Origin of the sequence: Carboxylicivirga fragile (assembly GCF_050589805.1) — a bacterium.
GTDB lineage: Bacteria > Bacteroidota > Bacteroidia > Bacteroidales > Marinilabiliaceae > Carboxylicivirga > Carboxylicivirga fragile.
On record NZ_JBNGOY010000005.1, the window covers coordinates 110,250 to 135,776 of the forward strand.

21 protein-coding genes are annotated in these 25,527 nt (G+C 37.2%); 6 read left to right on the forward strand and 15 right to left on the reverse strand.

What is annotated here, in order from left to right:
• Positions 1 to 64: 64 nt before the first annotated feature.
• Together ACRD7B_RS03645 and pbpC are read right to left on the reverse strand one after the other, a co-directional pair.
• On the reverse strand, positions 65 to 1,777 hold the full coding sequence (locus ACRD7B_RS03645; RefSeq protein WP_430823111.1) for a S41 family peptidase: 1,713 nt from the start codon (positions 1,775 to 1,777) through the stop codon (positions 65 to 67).
• 185 nt (positions 1,778 to 1,962) lie between these two features.
• Entirely contained in the window at positions 1,963 to 4,329 is a 2,367-nt protein-coding gene (gene pbpC / locus ACRD7B_RS03650) for a penicillin-binding protein 1C (RefSeq protein ID WP_430823112.1), read from the reverse strand.
• A gap of 109 nt (positions 4,330 to 4,438) precedes the next feature.
• On the opposite strand from pbpC, the gene nadB reads away from it, so the two are divergent.
• The 3 genes from nadB to ACRD7B_RS03665 all read left to right on the forward strand — a co-directional run bounded on the left by nadB (position 4,439) and on the right by ACRD7B_RS03665 (position 8,114).
• Positions 4,439 to 6,010 carry an L-aspartate oxidase gene (gene nadB / locus ACRD7B_RS03655; RefSeq protein WP_430823113.1) on the forward strand — a complete coding sequence of 524 codons (1,572 nt, stop codon included), beginning with the start codon at positions 4,439 to 4,441 and terminating at the stop codon, positions 6,008 to 6,010.
• Between the two features lie 92 nt (positions 6,011 to 6,102).
• On the forward strand, positions 6,103 to 7,365 hold the full coding sequence (locus ACRD7B_RS03660; protein WP_430823114.1) for a glycosyltransferase family 4 protein: 1,263 nt from the start codon (positions 6,103 to 6,105) through the stop codon (positions 7,363 to 7,365).
• A gap of 5 nt (positions 7,366 to 7,370) precedes the next feature.
• On the forward strand, positions 7,371 to 8,114 hold the full coding sequence (locus ACRD7B_RS03665; protein WP_430823115.1) for a glycosyltransferase family 2 protein: 744 nt from the start codon (positions 7,371 to 7,373) through the stop codon (positions 8,112 to 8,114).
• Between the two features lie 13 nt (positions 8,115 to 8,127).
• On the opposite strand, the gene ACRD7B_RS03670 is transcribed toward ACRD7B_RS03665, so the two are convergent.
• From ACRD7B_RS03670 to ACRD7B_RS03715, 10 genes are all read right to left on the reverse strand, one after another.
• Positions 8,128 to 9,183, reverse strand: coding sequence for a 3-deoxy-7-phosphoheptulonate synthase (locus tag ACRD7B_RS03670; protein WP_430823116.1), 1,056 nt, complete (start codon positions 9,181 to 9,183; stop codon positions 8,128 to 8,130).
• A gap of 76 nt (positions 9,184 to 9,259) precedes the next feature.
• Positions 9,260 to 10,090, reverse strand: a complete 831-nt coding sequence (locus ACRD7B_RS03675; RefSeq protein ID WP_430823117.1) for a hypothetical protein — start codon at positions 10,088 to 10,090, stop codon at positions 9,260 to 9,262.
• The gene (locus tag ACRD7B_RS03680) at positions 10,091 to 11,539 is read right to left on the reverse strand and encodes an MBOAT family O-acyltransferase (protein WP_430823118.1); all 1,449 of its coding nucleotides are present in this window, start codon (positions 11,537 to 11,539) and stop codon (positions 10,091 to 10,093) included.
• A 129-nt stretch (positions 11,540 to 11,668) separates the two neighbouring features.
• Positions 11,669 to 12,688, reverse strand: a complete 1,020-nt coding sequence (locus ACRD7B_RS03685) for a branched-chain amino acid aminotransferase (RefSeq protein WP_430823119.1) — start codon at positions 12,686 to 12,688, stop codon at positions 11,669 to 11,671.
• A gap of 109 nt (positions 12,689 to 12,797) precedes the next feature.
• Entirely contained in the window at positions 12,798 to 13,559 is a 762-nt protein-coding gene (locus tag ACRD7B_RS03690; protein ID WP_430823120.1) for a sulfite exporter TauE/SafE family protein, read from the reverse strand.
• Between the two features lie 55 nt (positions 13,560 to 13,614).
• Positions 13,615 to 14,286, reverse strand: a complete 672-nt coding sequence (locus tag ACRD7B_RS03695; protein ID WP_430823121.1) for a TatD family hydrolase — start codon at positions 14,284 to 14,286, stop codon at positions 13,615 to 13,617.
• A gap of 26 nt (positions 14,287 to 14,312) precedes the next feature.
• On the reverse strand, positions 14,313 to 14,972 hold the full coding sequence (locus ACRD7B_RS03700; RefSeq protein ID WP_430823122.1) for a hypothetical protein: 660 nt from the start codon (positions 14,970 to 14,972) through the stop codon (positions 14,313 to 14,315).
• Positions 14,959 to 15,339 carry a GntR family transcriptional regulator gene (locus tag ACRD7B_RS03705; protein ID WP_430823123.1) on the reverse strand — a complete coding sequence of 127 codons (381 nt, stop codon included), beginning with the start codon at positions 15,337 to 15,339 and terminating at the stop codon, positions 14,959 to 14,961. Before ACRD7B_RS03705 ends, ACRD7B_RS03700 begins: the two co-directional genes overlap by 14 nt.
• Positions 15,336 to 16,148: a hypothetical protein gene (locus ACRD7B_RS03710; protein WP_430823124.1), complete on the reverse strand. Its 813-nt coding sequence runs from the start codon at positions 16,146 to 16,148 to the stop codon at positions 15,336 to 15,338. The genes ACRD7B_RS03705 and ACRD7B_RS03710 overlap by 4 nt, the downstream gene beginning before the upstream one ends.
• The gene (locus ACRD7B_RS03715) at positions 16,129 to 16,938 is read right to left on the reverse strand and encodes an ABC transporter ATP-binding protein (protein WP_430823125.1); all 810 of its coding nucleotides are present in this window, start codon (positions 16,936 to 16,938) and stop codon (positions 16,129 to 16,131) included. The genes ACRD7B_RS03710 and ACRD7B_RS03715 overlap by 20 nt, the downstream gene beginning before the upstream one ends.
• Before the next feature lie 246 nt (positions 16,939 to 17,184).
• On the opposite strand from ACRD7B_RS03715, the gene ACRD7B_RS03720 reads away from it, so the two are divergent.
• Positions 17,185 to 17,925: an alpha/beta hydrolase gene (locus tag ACRD7B_RS03720; protein ID WP_430823126.1), complete on the forward strand. Its 741-nt coding sequence runs from the start codon at positions 17,185 to 17,187 to the stop codon at positions 17,923 to 17,925.
• Positions 17,926 to 18,165: 240 nt separating this feature from the next.
• Here the strand turns inward: ACRD7B_RS03720 and ACRD7B_RS03725 are convergent, their stop codons facing one another.
• Both ACRD7B_RS03725 and typA read right to left on the reverse strand, forming a co-directional pair.
• Entirely contained in the window at positions 18,166 to 18,573 is a 408-nt protein-coding gene (locus ACRD7B_RS03725; RefSeq protein WP_430823127.1) for a hypothetical protein, read from the reverse strand.
• Between the two features lie 295 nt (positions 18,574 to 18,868).
• A complete protein-coding gene (gene typA / locus ACRD7B_RS03730) occupies positions 18,869 to 20,668 on the reverse strand; it encodes a translational GTPase TypA (RefSeq protein WP_430823128.1) in 1,800 nt (599 codons plus the stop codon).
• A 298-nt stretch (positions 20,669 to 20,966) separates the two neighbouring features.
• Between typA and ACRD7B_RS03735 the strand changes: the two genes are divergently transcribed.
• The gene (locus ACRD7B_RS03735; protein ID WP_430823129.1) at positions 20,967 to 22,001 is read left to right on the forward strand and encodes a sensor histidine kinase; all 1,035 of its coding nucleotides are present in this window, start codon (positions 20,967 to 20,969) and stop codon (positions 21,999 to 22,001) included.
• A gap of 10 nt (positions 22,002 to 22,011) precedes the next feature.
• Positions 22,012 to 22,749, forward strand: coding sequence for a LytR/AlgR family response regulator transcription factor (locus ACRD7B_RS03740; RefSeq protein ID WP_430823130.1), 738 nt, complete (start codon positions 22,012 to 22,014; stop codon positions 22,747 to 22,749).
• Between the two features lie 67 nt (positions 22,750 to 22,816).
• Here ACRD7B_RS03740 and ACRD7B_RS03745 read toward each other — a convergent pair whose 3' ends face one another.
• Complete coding sequence (locus tag ACRD7B_RS03745) at positions 22,817 to 25,225, reverse strand: TonB-dependent receptor domain-containing protein (protein WP_430823131.1); 2,409 nt, start codon at positions 25,223 to 25,225, stop codon at positions 22,817 to 22,819.
• Positions 25,226 to 25,527: the final 302 nt, after the last annotated feature.

Sequence of the window (25,527 nt, forward strand, 5' to 3'; positions counted from 1 at the left end):
TTTTTAGAATAAAAAAAGGCTCGTTTATATAAACGAGCCTTTTTCATATGATGATTTGTATATCTTATTTCATCGATCGCTTATCACCAGCATGGCTAATCATCTGCCCGTTTAACAGGTCTGAATATTTCGACTCGTCTTGCAATAAATCTTTAGCTTCAGATAATTCCAAGTCATTTCTTAAACCAAGAACAATTGCGCCCTTTTGATAATAATAGCGCTTTGTAATTTCAAGTGCCATTAACTCCTTGATTTCATCCTGGAAAAGGTTTAAATCTTTCTTTACATCTAATTTTAACATCGCTTCCAGTTTTTCAAACTCTTCTTTTGCAGCGTCGTAATAGTCTTCTCTTTTGGCTGTTTTAATCAGAGTTTTCAACTTATCTTGTGATAATGATTCGTACCTGAATCCTTCGCGCGCCATCACATAGTTTGTAAATTCTTCATATACTTCATCCGAAATACTAAAATTTTCGGGCGTTTCGATGGTTTTATTTTTGATCACAAAATCCGTTGCAAAATCGAATACCACTTGCTGTGCAACAGTAGCAAAAGTAATGTTGGAATATTTTGTTGCTTCCACTTTAATGTCAGGAGAAATACCACCTCCGTCATAAACTTTACGTCCGTTAAGTGTTAGGTATTCAGAAATTAAAGTGTCAGGAATTAAACCAACACTTCCATCATCGTTGCGGTGCGAATAATCCAGAGCTTGAATACAACGACCAGAAGGAATGTAGTATTTAGCTGTGGTGACCTTAAGTTTGGCGTTGTACGAAAGGTTTCGTGTAGTTTGAACCAAGCCTTTACCAAATGAGCGCTGTCCAATGATTACAGCACGATCTAAATCTTGTAAAGCACCTGAAACAATTTCCGATGCAGACGCCGATCCACGACTGATAAGCACTGCCAAAGGCATTACCGTATCAATTGGTTGACGATTGGCTTTATACACTTTATCCCATTGAGTAACCTTTCCTCTTGTGCTAACTACCTCATGGCCTTTAGGTATAAAAAGGTTAACTATTTTAACCGCTTCGTCTAATAAACCTCCCGGATTGGCGCGTAAATCAAGAATGACGCTTTTAGCTCCATGTTTGTCACGTAAATCTAAAAAGGCTTTTTCTATTTCACGACTACAATCTTGCGTGAAATTATTAAGCATGATTAAACCAGTTTCATCATTAACCATACCATAATAAGGCACTGGGTTTATTTGAATTTTTTCACGATTCAATTCAAAAGTCATTGGCTTTTTCTCACCTGGTCGTTGAACCTTTATTTTAAGTGAGGTGTTCGCAGATCCTTTCAATAAGTCGCTTACGTCAGGTGTGTTTTTACCAACCATATTCTTATCGTCAATCGCTAGTATTTTATCGCCAGCTTTTAATCCAGCCTTAGCTGCAGGGAAACCTTCATATGGTTCAGCAATTATAACATGTTCTTCGCGTTTTGAAATAAGTGACCCAATACCCGCATACTCACCAGTTGTCATGAATCTAAAATCTTCCATATCCGACTCAGGAATGTAGGTTGTATAGGGATCAAGTGACTCAAGCATTTCATTTATGCTGGTTGCAATTAACTTTTCTGGTTGAGTCTCATCCACATAGTAGCTATTTAGCTCGCGGAATAAGGTATAATAAATGTCAAGATTCTTAATTATTTCGAAGTTTCGCTTATCGTCATTAAAACTATATAAGCCAAATAACATAACGAAAACCACCGCAATGGTTGCCGTCCATTTTACTTTAGTTGTTTTTAGAAAGTTCTTCATATCTAATGTTTTATTTGTCTGTGAATGCTTGCCTACCTAATGCTCACAATTTTCTATACTTCCCTGTTTTATAGGCACGAAAGACAAAGTTAATATTTCCGATCAATTATAAACTTCTTATTAAAAGTTATTCTATCTATTTAAGTCTTATTAAACTTACAAATACTAAGCCGTATTGTTCAAGCTTAATGAGGTGTTTTGGAAGGAACGCTAAAGGAGCGATGAACCATATTCCCACTTTCATCGGTAATGTTGAGTATATGAGCACCTTCTTGTGGCACAATTTCCATTTGATGTATGTATTGTGTCTGACCCAAATAGTAATCATCTAAATGCCAAAATAGTTTTTCCTTTCTATTTTGGTGGCTTGCCTTACATACAATGCGGCCTAGAGAACCATCTATTTCGCGGGGCACAAGAAGTTCTGCATTTTCTTTTGGATATATTAATTCAAGTGGTGACTGGAGCCATCCAGAGCAGCCTTCTTTAAAAGGAGGCAGAGGTTTATATGCTGGGTTTTTACTTTGATAATACCATGCCATGAGTGGTGGTAGTACCATGCGCGACTCATGTACTATTAGATTAATGGGGTAGCAATTGGCGTTAACCTGATATCTATGTTCTTTATCGAGATGTATGATTTGATGATATGGGCAAACAGGCATATCGTTATTGGATAAAGGCACATAAACGGTATCGGTATTAAGACAAATGTTTGACGCTTTGTGCCCTGATTCACGACACACTAAAATAGGCTCTAAATCATCATAGGGTGTTTCAAACCAAGCAGTGCTTGGGAGGTTTCTGAATAACTCAAACATTACTGGTGCGGCTGCACTGCCACCAATAATACCCGGACGACCTTCACCACTTGCATTCCCAACCCAAACGCCAACTGTATATTTGGGAGTAACGCCAATTGACCAGGCATCACGATTCCCGAAACTTGTACCTGTTTTCCAGGCAATTTTGCGGCCTGAAGAGAAATTCTCCCAACCTGTTTCCTCATCTGGTCGTTGCACATTGGTGAGCGCTTCCATTGTATAATAAATACTTCCTGCCGATAATGCTGGTGGATTATCAGTGTATATAACTGTTTCCTTTTTATCCCTTTTAAGGTGTTGAGCGATGGATATATCCGTTGATTTATATCGAGAATTACTTAGTGTATAGTTTGATAGCGATCGAGCTAAACTTGAATAGGCCGACGATAATTCAAGAAGATTTGCCTCACCTCCGCCTAGAATAAGTGATAAGCCATAGTGCGAGGGAGCTTTATTGAAACTAGAAATATTAAGCTTCTTTAGCAGATTATAAAAACGTTCGACTCTATATTCTTGCAGCAAACGAACAGCTGGAACATTTAGGGAGCGTGAGAGGGCGGTGTGCGCTGGGACAGCTCCATCAAATTGCAAGGTGTAATTTTTAGGAGCAAAATCACTGTAATAGGTTGGGATATCAGCAACAAGCATTTTGGGAAGCAGAATGCCATTTTCCAATGCTGCGGCATACAAAAATGGCTTCAATATACTGCCAGTGCTTCTGTTGGAGGTAATAATATCAACTTTGTGCCCATAATTACCCGATGATGAAATGGCATTGCCGGTATATGCTAGTATGTTATTGCTTTCGTTATCGATAATTATTGCTGCCAAATTATGAATTTCATTGTGTTGATATACCTTGTAAAAGTTGTCAATTACTTGGTTGGTCTTTATTTGTAGTTCTTTATCAAGTGTTGATTTAAAAGCCAAATTACCATTTTTTTTCATCAGCTTGTCAAGCAAATGCGGAGCACTCATTGGTAAGGGCAATGGTTTTTCAGGTAATGGTTCGGCACAAGCCAAATAGTATTCAGTTGAATCAATGATATTTTTAGTGAGTAGTTTACCTAATAGTCGATCTCTTTTTTGTAATAATCTTTCACGATTTTTACCTGGGTGAATTAAGGAAGGGGCGTTAGGAAGAACAGCCAATAGTGTTGATTCGCTCCAGGATAATTGATGTGAAGGCCGACCAAAGTAGCGCCATGCTGCTGCCTCAATACCAACCACATTCCCACCAAAGGGAGCATGTGCTGCATATAGTTGTAGTATTTCTTTTTTAGAATAGCGTAATTCGAGCCGTGTGGCTTGAATGGTTTCTATTAACTTATTGAAGAGGTTTCGTTTTTTGTTGCGTGCCAAGCGAATAACCTGCATCGTGATTGTGCTGCCGCCACTTTTAACCTTTCCAGCACTGATGTTTTGCTTCAAAGCCCTTAGTATGGAAATGGGATTAAAACCTGGATGATAGTAAAAGTATTCATCCTCGAAATGAATGATGGCTTGTTCGAATTTATGAGGAACTGAATCTATTTGTGGGAAGCGCCACTGGCCGTCGTTAGCTATGTGGGCTCCAAGTAAATTGCCATTATTTGAGTATAAAACAGCGCTATAATTAGGGGCGAAAAGTTTAGTGGGTAAACTGAAGTAAAAAGCCAACATAAGGCAAAAAACCAATGTAAGTGGCCATTTATTCTTACCTAATATCTCTTTTATTTTTTGAATCATCTATGTCTGTACTGTTGAGCCAAAGGTAAAAATAGAATTTTCCATTCTATGATCAATGCCAATCATATTCACTTTTTTCTACCTTTGCATCAACAATCATTCTAACTAGATGGCACAGGAATTTGATTTTTTAGTGATTGGCTCTGGCATAGCCGGTTTAAGTTACGCACTCAAAGTAGCTGAATACGGTACTGTTGCTGTGGTAAGTAAGACAGAATTAAAAGAAACTAACACCGCATATGCGCAAGGGGGTATTGCGTCGGTGATGTACGATCCAGACACTTTCGAAAAGCATATCGAAGACACGCTCATAGCTGGTGATGGGGTTTGTAACATTGAAGCGGTTCGTAAAGTAATTACCGAAGCACCAGAGCAAATTAATCAGTTACTAAATTGGGGAACGAGTTTTGACAAGGATAGTGAGGGGCAATTCGATCTTCATCGCGAAGGCGGTCATTCAGAGCATCGTATTCTACATCATAAAGACAATACGGGTGCTGAAATACAGAGGGCACTTATCTCCCAGATAAAGAATCATCCATCGATTACGGTGATGGAACATAATTTTGCAGTTGATATTATTACGCAACATCATTTAGGTAAAGTCACTGAGCCCTGGATGCGCGATATTCAATGTTATGGAGCTTATGTCCTAAATAAGGAAATAGGAAAGGTTGAGACTATTTTGGCCAAAACCACCATGATGTCGACCGGAGGCATTGGAAGTGTGTATCAAACAACCACCAATCCTTTAATTGCAACGGGCGATGGCATAGCCATGGTATTTAGGGCAAAGGGCATAATCGAAAACATGGAATTTGTTCAATTTCACCCAACCTCACTTTATAACTTATCTGTGCGCCCATCCTTTTTGATAACTGAAGCGATGCGCGGCTATGGTGGCATTCTTCGTCGAATAAATGGGGAAGAGTTTATGCACGATTACGATTCAAGAGGATGTTTAGCCCCTCGTGATATAGTAGCGCGTGCCATCGACAATGAGTTAAAACTAAGGGGTGATGAATATGTGTATTTGGATGTAAGGCATAAAGATGCTGAAGAAACGAAACAGCATTTTCCAAATATATATAAGAAATGTCTATCCGTAGGAATTGATATCACCAAAGACATGATTCCGGTGGTGCCTGCTGCCCACTATTTATGTGGAGGTATTAAGGTTGATTTAAACGGTCGTAGCTCCATTAATAATTTATATGCAACTGGGGAATGTGCTTCCACTGGCTTACATGGCGCTAATCGTTTGGCAAGTAATTCATTGATTGAAGCACTTGTTTTTTCAGATGCTGCCGCTAAGGATGCCGTTAAATCAATTGATAAGATTGAGATAAATAAGCGAATTCCTACATGGAACGATGAAGGAACCTCTCACCCCGAGGAAATGATTCTGATAACTCAATCCAATAAGGAAGTACAACAGATAATGAGTAAGTATGTGGGTATTGTTCGATCCAATATTCGCTTAGATAGAGCCTATGATCGTTTGGAAGTATTGTACCGCGAAACAGAGAGTTTGTTCCAGGGTTCTAAGGTATCTGAGAAAATATGTCATTTAAGGAATAAAATTAATGTTGGTTATTTAATCATAAAAATGGCACGTAAGCGAAAGGAAAGCAGGGGTTTACATTATACGATTGATTTTCCAGACAAGTTAAAAGATTAAAGTAAACTTCAATAACTTACTCGAGAGACAATAGTTATATTCGGAATTCAAAATATTTATTACTTTAGCGCCTTTAACCATTGGACGGAAAGTTGAAAGTTCTACTAATAAATAAAACCGATATGGGCGGTGGTGCTGCTGTGGCATCTAATCGCTTGAATAGAGCATTACGCCGAAATGGTGTTGATGCTAAATTGCTGGTTCAAGATTTAGTGCGAGATGAAGAGGGTGTACACGCTGTTGATCGTGGCTTTATTCATCGTCAAAAAGCATTTGCTCGCTTCGCCTACGAACGTCTGTGTTTCTTACCATATGAGCGCAGTTCTTCTGTACGTTTTGCTTTTTCACCTGCCAATGTTGGTATAGACATTTCGAACCACCCATTGGTGCAAGAAGCTGATATTATCCATTTGCATTGGGTGAATCAAGGTTTTTTATCCTTAGAAACATTGGGTAAATTATTCTCTTTAGGAAAACCAATTGTTTGGACTCAGCACGACATGTGGTCGTTTACTGGGGGCTGTCATTATGCAGGAAGCTGTTTGGAATTTTTAGAATTTTGTTCTTATTGCCCATTTCTTCGTAAGCCTTCTAAGAAAGATTTATCGGCGCAGTTATTTGCACAAAAACGGAAGATATATTCCCAGGCTCCCCTCTCAATAGTTGCCTGTAGTAAGTGGCTGAAAGGATTGGCACAAGAAAGTAAATTACTTCGTAAGAAAAATTCTTTTGCCATACCAAACCCAATAGATATTGATTTCTATAAACCTTACGATAAGTCTGAAGCGCGTAAACGATTGGGCTTGCCTTTAGATAAGAAACTCATATTATTTGGAGCAGCCAATGTTAACGATCAGCGAAAAGGCATGCGCTACTTTATTGAAGCCTTGTCTGTTTTGAATGAGAATTTTCCAAAGGCTGCCGAGTCTGCAGAATTAGTTGTTTTTGGTAAAATGAATAAGGATACCGAAGCAATGTTTCCCTTTAAAACTCATTCGTTTTCGTTTGTATCCGATCCTAAGGTCTTGGTTGATTTGTATAATGCTGCTGATATTTATGCTTTGCCATCTTTACAAGATAACTTGCCTAATACCGTTATGGAAGCCATGGCATGCGGAACACCTGTTGTGGGCTTTAGTATCGGTGGAGTACCGGAAATGGTGGATCATAAAAAATCTGGTTATTTAGCCGAAGTTAAAAACTCCTTAAGTTTAGCTAATGGGCTTTATGTATCGCTTTTTGTTGATGATCTTGAGGCATACAGTAAGCAGGCGCGAAAAGATGTTGTAGAAAATTACTCGGAAAAGGTAGTGGCAGATCAATATCTTGAAGTCTATAAGTCACTTTTAAAATAACCCTTATGGCTTCAACGGTTTCCATTATTACCATTGTTTACAATGGAAGAGATACGCTTGAAAAGACCATAAAAAGTATCTGTTCTCAAACTTATAACAACATTGAATACATAATTGTAGATGGTGGGTCTACAGATGGAACAGTTGAGTTGATCAAGCGATATGAATCCTCGATTTCGAAATGGATATCGGAACCAGACAAGGGACTTTACGACGCCATGAACAAGGGTATAAAAATGGCTACTGGCGATTATTTATGGTTCATCAATTCGGGTGATGAGGTATTTGCGCCAGATACTTTGAGTCAACTCTTTGATCAAAATCCAACAGCCGATATTTATTATGGCGATACGGTTATGATAGACTCTTTAGGTCAATTGATAGGAGAGCGTCGCTTGCAACCGCCTAAGCAATTGTCATGGACCGATTTTAAAAATGGGATGTTAGTAAGCCATCAATCCATACTTATAGCACGAAATATTGCTTCACTTTATAATACCAAATATACATTTTCGGCAGATTTTGAATGGTGCCTTGTTGCTCTGAAAAAAGCAAAGACAGTGGTTAACACTGAACTTGTTCTATCCCGCTTTCTGGATGGTGGATTAACCAAACAGAATATCGTTCCTGGTTTGAAGGAGCGCTTTCGGATTATGGTTAATTATTTCGGATTATTTTCAACCCTGTGGCATCATATTCCTATAAGCTTTCGGTTTGTGTTGTATGTAATCAGAAATAAGCGGTTTTAGAGAGATGTTTTTTTTATAAGTGGTTTTTTATTTTCTCCCTAAATTCCTTCAATATTTTTTCGGTTTCATCCCAGGCAATACACTCATCCGTAACCGAAACGCCATATTGTAATTGACTTAAATCAGCAGGGATTTTTTGAGCACCAAAGTTGAGGTTACTTTCAATCATCACACCCATAATCGATTTGTTGCCAGCAGCAATTTGTTGTGCAATATCATCCAAAACAAGTTTTTGATTTTCGGCCTTTTTGCTACTGTTGGCATGGCTACAGTCAATCATCATGCGTGGATCAAGACCTTCTTTTTCTAGCTCTTTTGTGTATTCGCTAATGTATTTTTCCGAATAATTTGGTTCGGTGCCGCCACGCAATATAATGTGCGAATTAGGATTGCCATTGGTTTTAACAACAGCTACATTTCCGTCGGGATCGATACTTACAAAATTATGTGGAGAGGCTACCGAAACACGTGCATTTATGGCAATGTCGATACTGCCTTTGGTACCATTCTTAAAGCCAACGACCGATGATAATCCGCTGGCCATGTTTCGATGACTTTGTGATTCTGTGGTGCGTGCTCCAATGGCCGTCCACGAGAATAAATCCTGTATGTACTGAGGCGTAACAATATCCAAAGCTTCGCCTGCTGTAGGTAAGCCTAAATCGGCAATGTAGCAAAGTAATTCGCGCGAGAGTTTCAAACCGTCTTCAATGGCGCAGCTATCATTCAAATATGGGTCATTGACAAAACCTTGCCATCCAACCGTTGTTCGTGGTTTCTCGAAATATACCCGCATTACCAAATAGAGTGTATCATCTAACTCATCAGCCAAGGCTTTTAGTTTGTGAGCGTATTCTTTGGCCGATTCCATGTTGTGAATGGAACAGGGGCCAACTACAACCAATATGCGCTTATCTTCTTTGTTTAAGATGTTTTTAACCGTTTGCTGCCCCTCTTGAACCGTATTAATAATCTTCTCGGTGAGTGGGTAGAGTTTCTTCAATGCCGATGGTTTAATAATGGCCTGTTCTGCATTAATATTTATATTCTCTATACGCTTATCGGTCATGGTGTTTTGCTGTTTTCATAAATGAAGCCCAAAGTTAAAAGAAAAAACTGCATATGCATATACGAATTGATATTCCCTAATTAAGCACCTTTTGTTTGAATTGACTCATCATTCTTTCCGGATCTTTTAAATGAATACCATCAACAAACAGTGTGCTATCTACATAGGTGATGGTAGCAAAGTATTTCTGAAATTTAGTTTCAAGATTGGTTTCAGATATGGTGCTTAAATCTAGTTGTTTAAGTAGTTCTCTCTTGGCAATATTTATAGGAGGAGAAATTAGCTTCAATTGGCAATTGTGCTGATTTGCAAGGGTTTTAATTCGACTGAGATAATCAATGGCGATTGGTGATAAAAATGTGTTATTTGGTGAACTATCTAGTTCAAATTTTGGCGCCCAGCTTGTGGCTTTGATGTGCGGAAGTTGATGAAATTGATGGTAAGGTATTTTGGCTATTTGTTCTCGAACGGTTGCTGAGTAGTAGGGACTATTTTGCTCGTTATCAAATGGCTTTAAGAAATAATGATAGGTAAATTCCTGATCCAGATTATCCTTAAATGAAAATGGAGTATACAAAAGTATTACTTCATCAATTTGATTACCAGCCTTCAAATAATTATTTAGCAAAAGGTATTGACCAATTAAGCCAATAGCTTGATTGGTAGCCAGCGAATTGATGCTATCCGATGAAGAATTGACTGGAAAAAACTGTCGTCCCACGCTATCACCTAAAATTAAAGTTTTCGCCTTGCTTTTAACTTTGCTCTTTTTTATGGCTTCATAAATGTATTTTCCAGGGTAATTGAATAGGTATACCTCAGTATAAATCAAAAAAGCGCATGTTGCTTCAACAAATGCAATGGCTAAAAGGCTAAATAAAATGATATGTCGAATAAACTTCTTCATTTAGAATTGAAAGTAAATAAATTCCTGGGTACTGCCTTTAAACCAATAAATAACAAATACTAAAATTAAATAGAAACACCACCTAAGGGGCTTAGATTTTATGAAGTCTATTCTCTCGAGGCCATATTGTCCTCGTCGACCTATCCATTCAATTATTAGTAAGAACAATACAAGCAAAAGCGTACTAAAAGCATGAATACGATCTGGAAAATCCGGGACGCTAATAAGAGACATGGAAAATATTCCTGATAAATAATCGCAGGCATGTGCTAAACTATCAGCTCGAAATACAACCCAAGCTATTACCGTTAACGAAAAGGTTAAGAGCATACCGATGAGTTCTTTAAAGTTTGGCAACAATGAATTTTGGGCGATAATATTCGTGTTTACTTTATTTCGTTTGAGGAGTAAGAGCGGCAAAAAGTATAGTGCATTAATTGCTCCCCAAACTATAAATGTCCAGTTGGCACCATGCCATAATCCGCTGAAGATAAAAATGATGAATACATTCTTAATTTGATTCAGGATAGTCCCTCTACTGCCTCCTAATGGGATGTAGAGATAATCGCGAAACCATGTAGATAAAGATATGTGCCAGCGTCTCCAGAACTCGGCCATATCCCTTGAAAAGTAGGGGAAGGCAAAGTTCTGTTTTAAGTTGAACCCGAATAAGCGTGCTGTTCCTATTGCTATGTCGGAGTAGCCAGAGAAATCTCCATAAATTTGAAAGGTGAAAAATAGAGCTCCAAGCGCAAGAGTACTTCCGGAATATTGAGCAGAATTGTTGAAAATCAGGTTGGCATATTCAGCACAGTTATCGGCAATAACCATTTTTTTTAACAAGCCCCAAAGTATTTGTCGCAGGCCATTAACTGCTTGAGAATAATCAAATCTACGAGGTGTAAAAAACTGAGGCAATAAGTTACTTGCTCGCTCAATTGGCCCTGCAACTAATTGCGGAAAAAAGCTTACAAAGGCAGAAAAAGCAATAAAATCCCTTGTCGGCTCTATCTTCCTCTTATAAACATCAATAGTATAACTTAAGGTTTGAAAGGTGTAAAAACTAATACCGACAGGAAGAATGATATTTAAAGTATTGCCCGAAATCTGCTGGTCAAAAAACTTGAATGATTCAATAAAGTTATCAAGAAAGAAGTTGTAGTATTTGAAAAAGCCAAGAAAACCTAAATTGACAGTAATACTGGTCCATAAGAGCAGTTGACGTTCTAGCTTCTTTTTTTCTCTACTAAGAGCAAGTCCAACACTATAATCAACAATAGTACTGAAGATTATAAGGGAAAGAAAACGCCAATCCCAACAGCTATAAAAATAATAGCTAGCAACAACGATGAAAGCATTTTGAAGCTTATTTCCAGATTTCTGCAATAACCAATAGAGCGAAAAGGCTATTGGTAGAAATATTGCAAAATCAATGGAATTAAAAAGCATAGGGTTTAGAGCTATGGTTTACTTGCTAAAATACAGAAGCTTTTGGAATTTTTATCATACTTCAATAAAAAACAAAACCTGTGAGACGTATCCCACAGGTTTATATATTTCAAGATTCTCGAATCTTCTTTACTCTATAACAGTAACCCAACCGTGTGTATCTGGTTCGTCACCGTACTGAATAGCTCTTAGTTTATTGTAAAGCTTTTCAGAAATTTCACCAGCTTTACCATTAGTGCTGAAAATGTATGATTTACCCTCATCCACATCATCAATTTTACCGATAGGGCTGATCACCGCAGCTGTGCCACAAGCACCGGCTTCCTCAAAGGTACCTAGCTCTTCCAAAGGAATTGGGCGACGCTCAGTCGTCATTCCCATATCTTCAGCTAATTGAATTAAACTCTTATTAGTGATTGATGGTAATATAGAATCCGATTTTGGCGTAACGTAGGTATTGTTTTTAATACCGAAGAAGTTAGCAGGGCCACATTCGTCGATGTATTTCTTTTCCTTACTATCTAAGAAAAGAACTGCTGAATATCCTTTTGAATGCGCTTCGTCGCCCGGACGTAAGCTAGCCGCATAGTTACCACCAACCTTAATATGTCCCGTTCCAAGTGGAGCAGCACGGTCGTATTTGCGTGAAATCATCATGTCGGTTGGTTTAAATCCTTCTTTGAAATAAGGACCAACTGGCATAACAAACACCATAAATAAATACTCATCAGTTGGAGAAACACCAATTTTAGCACCGGTACCAACTAACAATGGACGAATATATAATGAAGCACCAGAATCGTAAGGTGGTACAAATCGTTTGTTGAGTTCAACAGCTTTGACAACAGCATCAACAAAGATTTTTTCCGGAACAGTGGCCATCATAGTACCAACTGCTGAGTTATGCATTCTTTTTGCATTTTCTTCAACGCGGAAAAGGCGTGTCTTATCATCTTTACCCTTAAAAGCTTTTAAGCCTTCAAAAGCTTCCTGTCCATAATGTAAACCAGTAGCCGCCATGTGAATGCTAATCTGATCAGATGAACTAGTTTCTAATTCACCCCATTTGCCATCGCGGTAGTAACACCTAACATTGTAATCGGCTTTCATGTAGCTAAAAGACAAATTACTCCAATCGATATTATTCATTTCTATGACTTTTTAAAAACGTAGTGTGACTCAAATTTTTCATAAAGGTACAATAAAGTACTTACAATTTACATGATTTAATTCAAGTCAAACGTTGATTTGTCTATGCCTATTTGAAAAACAGAAGGATAGCCGATAACAATATGACAGCGAAAATAAAGTAGCGGTATTGTTTATCAGGTATTAGCTTAACAATTCGTTTTCCGATTAGGGCGCCTACAAACAAAACAGGGAACATAACAATGTTTAACTGAATGGTTTTTAAATCAATGGTTTGCCAACTTAGTACATGAAACGGCACTTTGAAGCAATTTAGAAAAAGGTAGAACCAAGCTCCCGTACCAATGTAACTTTCTTTGGGCAAGCGCATCGATAATAAATAGAGATTAAAGATGGGACCAGCCGCATTGCCCATCATTGTGGCAAATCCACCCATCAAGCCAAGCGATCCACTAAAAACAGGATGTGAAGTCAGGTTAATTTTGCTTTTTCGAAACTCGTTGTAAAGCAATAATACCAAACACACTAAAATGGCAATGGCTATAGCATGTTTGAATTGTTGGTCGTTTATCTGATTTCCCACATAGACCGCTATTAAAATTCCGATTACAGCCCATGGGATGAGCTTAATGATGTATTTAATTTTGCCACTCTTAAAATAAAAGGAAAGTGCAAGCGCATCGCCCATAATTAGAAATGGAAGAAGTATACCTACTGAAGCTTTGCCGCCATAAAGATAGGCGAGAAGAGGTATCGATACCATACCTAAACCTTTCAATCCGCTTTTAGAAACACCTATTAGAAATGCACAAAACAAAGTGATTAACCATGTGTTCCATGAAGTATTTAAAGGATTAAGTAATTCTGTCATTCAACTAAAATACGCAGAATGAATGGCTATTACCAGATTCAACTATTAATTAATCTCAAATTGAATTAAATAAAAACTTAAAGTTATCATTTGTAATAGATAATAAATCATTGATTTGTATTCCTAAAATATGAGCTGCTTTTGTATAAATGTTTTCAATGGATTCAGTTGAATCATCTGTTTCAAAAAACAGGCGATCACTTGGTGTGTGGAGTAAGCTTTTTGCGGCTTTCGATTTAGAATTTAATATACTTGGCCCATAGGAAAAATAGAAACCGTGATTGGTAGCTTGTTTCATTATTTCCACCGAAGCATTAAAGCCATGAAATATCCATGCTTGTTTCGGTTTTAATTCTTTCCTTAAAGTAATAATTTCGTTGTAGTATCTAACACAGTGTAATATTAGAGGTTTATGTAACTCCTCAGATAACTCAATATGCTTGTGAAGCAGGTCTAATTGTTGCTCGTAAGTACCACAACGTACTTTATCTAAACCCGTTTCTCCAATGGCAATAAACTGCTTGTTTTTAGCATGTTTATTGAGTCTATCTAATGCAATATTATTATCACTTGCATGCCATGGGTGAATGCCCAATGAACAGTATTCAGGCAGTGCATTGGGCAAAGTATTGGAAAGCTCAATATTAACAATTTCAGTAAGGTTATCAATGCCTGTGGGGCGATGCGTATGTAGATTAATGTATCTATGTGGCATCTTACTATTCATTTAAATTAAAGATTAAAGAAAAATTATTAATAAATTCGATATGTAGATGTTGAATCACAATTAACTGTTAATTTTTTCACATGTTGCAAGGTAATGTTAGCCTTATTTTCAGCATCTAAATTTACAGATGAAATTCGAGTGTTGGAAAATACTTCCGCATTATTTACATGCATCATTAATGATTTAATATTCGCTGTATATATGTTTGAACGTGACTTTTCATTTGCTTCAAGCTGTAAGTGTTTAAAAGAGCTGTTTTTGAAAACATTTACATTTCCTTTTTGACTGTTTGTAACCAAAATGCTGTCTTGCCGCAAATTAACGTCGACATTTCCGCCTTCAACTATTAATGCATTAATCAGTTTTAAATTAATGGTATAGTGAAAATTACGATCGCCAGATTTGGCTGGTTTCAAAATTAAAGTATCAGTTAAAAGTTGGTAAGGAATTTCTTTTAGCGCATCTTTTTTGTGAGAGTACTTAATATTGCAAGAATCGTTTGTGTTAAGCTGTACACGAGCTCCTTCTTGAACTACAATTACATTAAAATTGGGTAGAGCTACTTCGACATATTCCATATTTTCATTCCTGCTGTCGCCAGGGTTTTCCACTGTTATCATCACAGAAAGTAGGCTTATACAGAAAACTGATAGAAATGCGATTAGAATCTTTTTACTTGTCTTCATCTTCGTTCTCCTTTAATTGATTAAACAAAGGTTCCAATTCTTCTCGGGTAATACCTAACAACTTAACTTGTTGAATAAATGCAGGTAATATTTCTTGGGTAAATTCTTCTTTACGCATGTCTCTAATCATTTTAGGGGCATTGTCTGTCACAAAGTAACCAACACCTCTGCGGTTTTCAACAATATTATTGTGTTGTAATTCTATAAAAGTTCTCATTATGGTATTCTGATTCACACCTAGCGTAGCCGCTAGTTTTCGTACCGACTGTACCTTGTCGCCTGGCGCATATTCGCCCGACAAAACACGTTCGCATATATTATCGGCTATCTGTTGAAAGATGCCTTTGTTATTTTTAAACTCCATCATGCTATCTGTTTTTCTTTCACTCTAAAAAAGGCATATGCCCAAGTGGTGATTAATACAAATATTTCTATCCCAACAACTAATGCTTTTGCCGTACTCTCTTTATTATCAAAAATTATGAGCCATGGCACTCTGCCGTTTTTAAATAGTTCGGCCCATTCAATAATTGAAAAGAAATAGAAAATAACTACTGCTGTTGTTGCGCCAAGTATAACCAAGGTTTTTATGAGTGGCTTTTTGCCAAAAACTGCTCCGCCTGCAAATAAGACCGATTGCGCAATAAGCGCGATCAGGATGGTTAGTGTAAGAATAAAGGGGAGTTTTTCTGACCCAATTTCTTGTAGTATCGTTGTGAACGAAAAAGACTCAATAAAACGATCGGGTGAAAACCACAAGACTAATTCACTTGCCAAATGTGAGCTAACATAAAACACTAATGGTAATATTAACCATGGTGAAAGTATCCTTACTATTAAATTCAGCGTAAATTTCTCAATTAGCGAACAAGGCAATAAAATAAAATCGAAAGTAAGACCTTTGTTTCTAAATGCAGGAAAAGCGTATGCTGCAAATGGGAGAGCGACTCCTCCACATAGTATAATAAAGAGTGGAACCCATTGTATTGCATCAAAGTGCCTGTCTGCCATTAAAGTAAAAAGGGTAATGAGGGTGTAGCCAATAAATAGTGACAGCAACGATAAGGTTGCACTTTTCTTCGATAAATGGTACTGTTGTTTAAGCAACTTACCAAATCTCTTTATGTTAAAAATATTATTCATCGTATTTGGTTTGTTAGTTAAACGTTTTGCCATTGTTAATGGCGTTAAACAATAATTCAATATCAACTTCTGAAGATTCTCCAATTGATGGTGTTACTATGTTGTATCCCATTGGATTCAGCTCGCTGTACAATACATTATCAGGCAGGTGACTTACAATCTTAAAATCGTATTTTTCAGAGATGTCGATGATACTTTGGTTAAATATCACTTGACCATTATCAACTAGAATTATTTTGTCGATAAGTGTTTCTACATCTTTTACCTGATGCGTAGATATTATTACTGTCTGATCTTCTTGAAGTGATCCGGCTACTAACTGACGAAAAATAGTTTTAGATGGAATGTCCAGTCCATTGGTTGGCTCATCTAAAATAATGAGTTGACAACGTGTTGCTAGGGCAAAGGCTATGCGAAATTTCTTCTTTTGTCCATGACTCATCTTTGATAAGTTCTTTTGTTGATCTAACTCAAACTTATTGATTAAATCGTCTAGCAACTGTTTGTCGAAGCGCGGATAAAATGGAATAAAAGCTTCGATAAAATCCCACATTTTAATACTTGGCATTGTGAATTCCTCGGGTACAAAATAAATTGATTCCAGAAACGATGCTTCACGTTTTGTTGATTTGTAGCTGTTAACTAAAATTTCGCCGCTGGCTGGAGTCAGCATTCCGGCAATTAATTGCAGTAGAGTTGTTTTTCCGGCGCCATTCTTTCCAAGCAGGCCAATAATTTGACCTGTACCCTCCGTTAAGGATAAATCCTGAAATAAGGGAGCTTGTTTTTTATAAGCAAAGCTTAGGTTTTTAATGTTTATCATGCTTCAAATATTAACTGTTATACTGAAATAGTACACTACAAATGTAATGATGTTTTTTAATTCTCCAAATATTATTTGAGGTAATTACCCATTAAGCAATGAGTTATACTTGAGGATTATCGCTATAATACCTGATTTGCTTAAGAAAGTTGAAAATAAATAACACAGTAATAAGGGTAAATTAATATTAACTTGTCCTTGTATGTGGATTAAAATATTTATTTATCTAACATTAAACCTATGAAAATGCTTTTTATTAAATCACTATTCCTAGTGGTTTTTAGTCTTTCTTTTAATGCTACTTCTCAAACCATTCAGTTCTCATCGAAAGATGGTTTGAAAGTTACTGCAGACTTATACTTAACTTCCAATGACGATGCACCATTTATTATACTTTTCCATCAGGCAGGATGGAGTCGAGGAGAGTACTTGGAAATTGCACCTCGCTTAAACGAACTGGGTTATAATTGCATGGCTGTTGATCAGCGCAGTGGCAAAACCGTTAATGAGGTCGAGAATGAGACAGCTAAACGCGCTGCCGAAAAGTCTTTGGCGCAGGATTATCCGGACGCTTTACCTGATATGTATGCCGCTATTGCGTATGTAAAAGAAAACTATAAGTATAAGAAATTAATACTTTGGGGGAGTTCTTATTCATCGGCCCTGGTATTGAAGATTGCTGGTGATAAGCCTGGAATAGCCGATGCTACTTTGTCGTTTGCCCCAGGTGAATACTTTACCCGTTATGGAAAAAGCGACGACTGGATAACACAATCGGCCAAGAACATAAAAGCGCCTGTTTTTATTACGTCTGCCAAAGATGAGCATGCCTATTGGAAAGGCATATTCGAAGTTATTCCTAGTGAAAATAAACAATCGTTTCTGCCAGAAACCAAAGGTAATCATGGATCGCGTGCCTTGTGGAAGCAGTTTGACGACAGTGTGGATTATTGGAAGGCTGTAGAAGCTTTTTTAGAGAGTTTGTAGTGTCAACCCAGAGCGCGACTATTTACAAGCTGTCAGTAGTCGCACCCCGTGAGCTTAAGGAGCGGCTCTTTATTGGCAGCTTGCAGGAGAGAGCCGCTCCTTAGATGCCTATTAATGGACTAGACCTCGGCGAGTTTGGCCACCAGCTTGGATATTATCTGTTCATAAAGCGAAGTAGAGATTATTGCAAAAGGAACGTTTCTTTATTGGCATAATCAAAACGAGGAAATCAGATTTTCATTAGTTGTTCCTTGAAAGGTATCTTGCTTTTTGTGTTTTCGAGAGATATTTTTTCATTTTCTCGCTATCATTTGTGACTGAGTTTGCTTTATCAATATTATGTACAGGTAAAAAGATATTGTAATGAACATCTTCTTTGCTGCAAACACAATAGCACTTATTCCCCACATCTATGTTTACTTGTATATCAGTAGCGTATGATGCTTGATAAACATAGCCATCTATTTTATACTTGTATTGTATTGTTTGTTCGTAATTTTTATTAACTGCCTTGCTTGTAATAATGCACTTAACAATTACATATTCTTTGAAGTATTTTTCATACACATATTCGTTTTTATATAAAATATATACTATATAAGTAAGCGCTAGCATTATCGGTATTAAAATCTCTATTTTTCTTTTCATGCTATAAATACTTTGAATTTGCTCTTGTGTATCTCTTTCCCAAAACTATTAAGTTTAGTTTTTATAACTAAAGCTCTAGCTTATAGGATACACTATAAAATATTGTAGTGCAACTTAAATTGTTACACTTGCATGTTAAATATAAACAAATGTTTTTATCATCTTTTCATTTGCAGATGATTTTAGAAAACCGCAATGGCTTTTATGGCAGCTTTTAATATAGAAAGAGGCAACTATCTTACGATAGTCACCTCAAACTTGCTAACCCGATAATTCGAGAATCACCGGTTATGTTTTACTTAAGAGTTGAGCGCTTACGCTCGTGCTCTAAAAGTAATATTTTTCTTAAACGAATGGCATTTGGAGTTACTTCAACATACTCATCGCCCTGAATATATTCCAATGCTTCTTCCAGGCTAAAACGAATAGGAGGTGCTAACTTCACCTTATCATCGGCACCTGATGAACGCATGTTACTCATCTTTTTGGCTTTGGTAACGTTGATAACTAAATCGCCATCACGGTTGTTTTCACCAATCACCTGTCCCATATAAACTTCTTCTTGTGGGGCAATAAAGAATTTACCTCTGTCCTGAAGTTTATCCATACCGTAAGCAATAGATGTGCCTGATTCGTGTACAATTAAGGAACCATTAATTCGTTTTTCAATATCGCCCTTCCATGGTTGAAATTCGATGAAACGATGGGCCATAATAGCTTCACCTTGAGTAGCCGTCAGCATGTTGCTTCGCAGACCAATAATACCACGCGATGGTATATTGAATTCAAGGTGAACACGATCGCCTTTTTTCTCCATCGATTTTAAATCACCTTTACGTTGCGATACCATTTCAATGGCTTTACCTGAATGATGCTCTGGTAAGTCGATGGTTAAATCCTCAACTGGCTCAAGTTTTTCACCCATTTCTTCTTTGATGATAACACGTGGCTGACCCACTTGCAACTCATAACCTTCACGACGCATTGTCTCGATTAGTACTGATAAATGCAGCACACCTCGTCCATATACATTCCAGGCATCAGCCGAATCGGTTTCTTCAACACGTAAAGCAAGGTTTTTCTCAAGCTCCTTGTCTAAGCGGTCTTTTATGTGACGTGATGTAACGTATTTACCATCTTTTCCAAAGAAAGGTGAGTTATTGATGGTGAATTGCATACTCATTGTAGGCTCATCAATGGCTATTGGCTCCAATGGCTCCGGATTTTCAAGATCTGCAATGGTATCTCCAATATCAAAACCTTCGATTCCAATTAAGGCACATATCTGACCACAGTGTACACTCTCCACTTTAGAACGGCCTAGGCCATCAAAAACGTTTATTTCCTTGATACGAGTACGCTTTATGCTACCGTCACGTTTCACAAGGCTTACATCCTGATTAACTTTTAGCTCACCACGATGCAAACGACCAATGGCAATACGACCTAAGTATTTACTGTGATCAAGTGAAGTTATCTGAAGCTGAGGCGTTCCTTTGATGTATTCCGGAGCAGGAATGTGCTCAATGATCGAATCAAAAATGGCCTCAATATTGTCTGTTTTTTGTTTCCAATCGGTACTCATCCAGTTTTCTTTGGCCGAGCCATATACAGATGGGAAATCCAATTGATCTTCGGTCGCATCCAAAGAGAACATTAAATCAAAAACTGATTCGTGCACCTCTTCAGGGCGACAGTTTGGTTTGTCAACCTTATTAATTACTACAATTGGCTTTAATCCAAGAGAAATTGCTTTTTGAAGTACAAAACGTGTTTGAGGCATAGGGCCTTCAAACGCATCCACCAATAGAAGAACTCCATCGGCCATGTTTAATACGCGTTCAACTTCTCCACCAAAATCACTGTGACCAGGTGTATCAATGATGTTAATTTTGATACCTTTCCACATTACGGACACATTTTTCGACAGAATAGTGATACCGCGCTCGCGTTCCAGGTCGTTACTGTCCATGATGAGTTCACCAACTTCCTGGTGATCTTTAAACAATTTCCCGGCCATTAACATCTTGTCTACCAGGGTAGTTTTACCATGATCGACGTGGGCAATGATGGCAACATTTCTAATCTCTTGCATAACTTAAATCCAAATGAGCCGCAAAGGTACTGCTATTTTTCGTGATTAAAGCTTAAGCCCTGTTAAAAAAAGGTTTATTTGTCTGAAATAAGACTGTAATGCAAATAGTATTTAAACCATATATATGCATAAAAATGAAATTCTAAAACTACTATTGGTGATAAGTACATTGAAATAATTCGTAGATGTTTATCTTATTTATCATCCTTTTTATGGTACTAAAAACCGAATTAGTCGATTTATGGTTTTGGACAAATAAAATTCCATTACTTTTATTTTAAGAAGATATTTGCAAAACATGAAATCAGGTCAATTACCAATCATATTCCGATATCGCCTTCTTTGGCACATCCTTTTCTGGACAGTTATTTACCTTAGTTATGTCATTAGCTATGGTGGATACACCGATAATTACCTTCGGGAATTAGGTATTAATGCTGTATTAATGCCGATACGAATAGTTTTTACTTATTTCATGCTATACTTCCTGCTTCCGCTTATAATTAAAAGAGACTATGGTCGATTTATAAGTTATTCACTTGTACATGCCTTGCTATTTGGTTCTGTTATTTGGTTTGTATATCGCTATTATGCTATTTCAATGAATATTGCTGATGCGGATGAAATGCCCTTATTGTACTACTCAAAAATTTTTGTGAGCATTATATCAAACTATGGCATTGTTTTGGCTGCGGGCATGCTTAAGTTATTTAAGTGGTGGTATATTGATCAGCAATATAAAGTGAAGATTGAAAATGAAAAATTGGAGTCGGAACTTAAATTTTTAAAATCACAGATTAACCCGCATTTCTTATTTAACACGCTCAATAATCTTTATGCTTTAACATTAAAAAATTCTAACAAAGCGTCTGATGTAGTCTTAAAATTATCGGGTCTTTTGGATTATATGTTATATCATTCTAAAGAAGAACGGGTGACACTGGCCAAAGAGCTATCTATAATTGAGAATTATATTGAGCTTGAAAAGATTCGTTATGGAGATCGACTTAAGTTATCATATAAAGTGGATGGAGACCCATCGGCTTGTAATATTGCTCCACTCATTCTTATTCCTTTTGTTGAAAATGCATTTAAACATGGCGCCAGCAACGACAGGCAACGCCCTGAAATAAATATTAAAATTGTTGCTGAGAAAAACGGCATTCAATTTAACATTACCAATTCCTATCCTTTACATGTAAGTACTAGCGAAAAAGGTATTGGTTTAAAAAATATTCGTCGCCAATTAAACTTAGTTTACCCCAAGCGGCACCAACTGGATATTTCAAGTGAAGATCAAATGTTTAAAGTTCAACTTAATCTTAACTGTTAATTCTTGTGTTATGCCTACTCATTGTCTTATTGTAGATGACGAACCACTAGCTACCGAAATTATACAAGCTCACCTAAGTAAATTTAACGACTTTGAAGTATTAGGTGTTTGTCATGATGCCTTTGAGGCAATGAACTTTCTTCGTGAAAACAAGGTAGACCTTATGTTTCTGGATATTAATATGCCGGAAATGAAGGGTACCGATTTCTTACGAAATTTCCCTAACCCTCCAAAGGTGATTTTTACAACGGCTTATCGCGAGTACGCAATTGAGAGTTATGAGCTAAATGTGATCGATTATTTACTGAAACCCATCTCGTTCCAACGCTTCATGCAAGCCATAAATAAGTTCATCGAATTAAATTCGGACAACAAGCCATCCAACGAAATAAGCTATCATAAAAGTGAGAAACAGGATGATGAATTTATCTATGTCAGAGAGAAGAATCAGGTTCATAAGTTACTCACTTGTAATGTATCGCACATCGAAAGCCTAAGCGATTACGTGAAAATTTATAGCGATGAGAACGCAATTACCATCCGACATACCATAACATCTCTGGAAAAGCTATTGCCGCAAAATAGCTTTATGCGCATCCACCGATCATTTATCATTAATCTCAAATACATTAGCTCTTTTACAACAAACTCCATCATTATTAAAAAGAAAGAGTTACCAATTGGTCCTGTGTTTAGGAATGAGGTTTTTAAAAAACTGAATTACGAAAAGTTCAGCGACGATAAGTAAATTTAATCTTTTTTTTGTTGGGGTGCGACCATTTCCAATCTGCTTGTTGTCGCGCCCCAGGTTGCACTCACAATCGATTTAATTCATCGGCCGAACCATGACTTCTATGTTCGTGCACCTTCACTTTTTTATTACCAAGCGGTATCGATAAGCTTATTCGATACACCGGACTAGGTGCCTGCCATTTAAAATCGTATTGCATTCCGTGTTCAGGCACCACAGAATTAACCACATATTGCATCCCATCCTGAAACACATCATTTATATTAAAGCTTAGTGATGCACCATTTTTAAATTTATGCATCAAACCTAAATCAAGCGATGATGTTTGAGCCACTTCTGTAGCTCCTTCCATGTACTTTGAATTGTACATGTAATTCAGCTCAATAATCCAATTGTTAATTATCTGATAGCTATGATTCATTGAAAAGTTGAAGTTATTTGATTCAACCTTATACGGCTGGTTCATAATAGCAGTTGTTTCGTTTCGATGATAGCTAAGTAAGCTATAGTTACTCTCCCAATTATTTGTAATTTTCCATGGCACCGTTAGACTTAGAGCATAAATATTACTTTTAATACCTTGCGATGGTGCTATTACCAAGAGTTGGCGGTCAACATCTTTTACCGGTTGCCAGGTAAAAATAGGATCGTTTGTTCGAGTATATTCCAAGCCAACATTTAAACGTTTATAGCGATAATTAAGCTTAAACATTGACGATTGTGCCGGGCTTAATTTTGGATTGCCGGTAAACAAGGTATTGCTGTTAAAGAAATAAAAATACGGTGCCAGTTGAAGAAAACCGGGACGTTGAGTACGTTGGGCAAATGAGCCATTAATTTCCTTGTCTTCGCTTACAGTGTAATTAAAAAATGCGTTTGGAAAAAATTGGCCTTGTGAATTATCCAGCAAGACACCCTCGGTATTACTGCTCATGTGTATATTATAGTTTTCGTAACGTACGCCTCCCTTTATCATGAGTTTTGCACCCAGCTTCCAGTCCATTGAAACATAGCCGGCATAAATGTTTTCATTCATTGTATATCTTTGCGTATACTCTTCTCGACTCACATAAATTTGTTTTTCGAAACGGGCAAGCGACACATCATTTTCAAAACCCGAATAGGTATATTTCAAACCGCTTTCAAGCTTGATGTTTCCATTTACATCTATTTCTAAATCGCTTTTTAGTACATGGATATTCAAAGGTGTTTCGGCCTGCGATTTTGATAATTGTTCACTTTCTTCGTCGGTATCCTTATCTCTTATGGTGTGATACTCTGTTGGGTTGTCGCGATAAACATTAACAAAATCATAATCAGCACTTAGTTTTATACGCTCTGAAAAATCATGATTGATGTATGCATTATAAAGACTTCGAATCATGTAATTGATCTCGTCGCTATATACCAATTCATTCGATTGCTCAGTATCATTCTTATTCACAGTGTGTGCCTCGGAGTTCATAGTGAAATCGCGATTATAGATGTTAAATCTCAGACCTATTTCAGTACCAGTGCGTAGTTTATAGCCTAATCCAAAATCGCCGGAATAGAGGCCAGTTAGCGTACTTCGTGTACTTTTCATATTCGATTGCAGCGTCTTGTCAGGGTAGTCAAATTTTGAATTCAGATTTACATACTGATCACTATGATCGACATTGGCCGATAAGTTGGCATAGACAAAAAATTTACCCTTGTTTACATTAAGATTGAAGGTTCCTCCATACTTAGGCCTGTCGGAAATAGCGCCAAAAACCGAAGCTCTGCCTTTAACACCATCACTTGTATCATCGAGCATTTTAATATTAATAATACCTGCCATTCCCTGAGCATCATAGCGTGCAGGCGGTGTTGTTATTAATTCTATCTCTTTAATGTTTGCAGCTGGCATACCATCCAGTAGATTTATTAAATCGCCGGCTTCCATCTGCACTTCCTTATCATTAATCATAACCAAAATACCCGCCTTACCCTGCAAGCTTAGTTGTCCTGTGGCTCGATTAACTACAACATTAGGCGATTTGTTCAACACATTAAGAGCCGTGTTGCCTGCATTGGTTACACTACTCTGTACATTCACTACAACTCGGTCGATTTTTTGCTCGAACAATGGAACCCGGGATTTAACCACGATTTCATTCAAGGCAAACTCATTCTCTTCAAGAGTAATGGTTCCCAATTCGATTTGACGGACTTGCTCACTAATGGCAATTTCAGATGGCATGTATCCAATATAACTCACCGATGCATATACAGACCCTTCATGTTTATATGGAATAGAGAACAATCCATCAAAATCACTTATGCCTCCCTGAATTAAAGAGGAATCTACCTGATTAAGAACCAGAATATTTGCAAATGGGATCGGTTCGTTGTCCGTTCCAACCACTCTTCCGTTGATAGTTGTTTGTGCTATTGTTGGCATGCTTATTATGCACGTCATTAGCCAGATAATTTGTACTAGATACTTCATTTTATACGGTTTTGAAGTAAAAGTATAGAGCATAGAAGCACCTTCTTTTTTTTATCTATCAACACATAAAAGAATGCTCTTTTTAGTTTTTCAAAACAGCTTAAGCACTTTGGTCGTGATAGGATCGGAGTTCGCCACACTCAATATCGATTTTATCGAAACGCATTATTGGATTAATCCTTATATTGGTTGCATCAAATCAAACTAAATAATGAAAAATATACTGTTTAGCTTATCATTATTGAATTAAGGAAGTGCATTGGTTTGCTTGTTTTATCGGGGGTAATAACTAATCTGAATAA